General features: G+C 64.3%; 1 protein-coding gene and 1 pseudogene. Both read left to right on the forward strand.

What is annotated here, in order from left to right; all coding sequences use genetic code 11:
* Positions 1 to 223 (forward strand): annotated as a pseudogene (locus E0L21_RS24735) (ShlB/FhaC/HecB family hemolysin secretion/activation protein); the annotation flags it as partial.
* Positions 224 to 235: 12 nt separating this feature from the next.
* A partial coding sequence (locus tag E0L21_RS24740) for a filamentous hemagglutinin N-terminal domain-containing protein (protein WP_165501955.1) occupies positions 236 to 560 on the forward strand: 325 nt, incomplete at its 3' end.

A 560-nucleotide genomic window follows, 5' to 3' on the forward strand; every position in this document is an offset into this window, starting at 1 on the left:
ACTCGGGCAGATAAGCGCCACGGCGGCGCTGGATGGCGGCTGGCTGGAGAAAGACCGGCTTGACCGGTACGCCGCCGGCACGCTCTGGGGAACCTCTGCGGGCCTGGGCAGCGCCGGGCGCTGGTTCGCCAGCCAGGTCTCTGTCGGCACACCGCTGCGTTACCCCGACTGGCTCGGCCCGGACCACCTGATATTTAGCTGGCGAGTGGCTGTCACTTTTTAAAGGAAGACAAGGATGAATACCGATAAACCGGTTCGTTTTTCGCAGCGCGCACTCAGTTGGCTGATTATCGGCCTGCTGGTCTGGCAGCCCGTGGCACCTTCCTTCGCGGCGGCCATCACGCCGACCGGCCCGGCCACCATGGACAAAGCCGGCAACGGCGTGCCGGTGGTGAACATTGCCACGCCAAACGGCGCGGGCATCTCGCACAACCAGTTTAACGAGTACAACGTCGGCCAGCAGGGGCTCATCCTCAACAACGCCACCGGGCAACTGACGCAGACCCAGCTTGGCGGGCTTATCCAGAACAACCCGAACCTGAAGGCCGGGCAGGAAGCGC

Source organism: Kosakonia quasisacchari, assembly GCF_004331415.1.
Taxonomy (GTDB): Bacteria; Pseudomonadota; Gammaproteobacteria; order Enterobacterales; family Enterobacteriaceae; genus Kosakonia; species Kosakonia quasisacchari.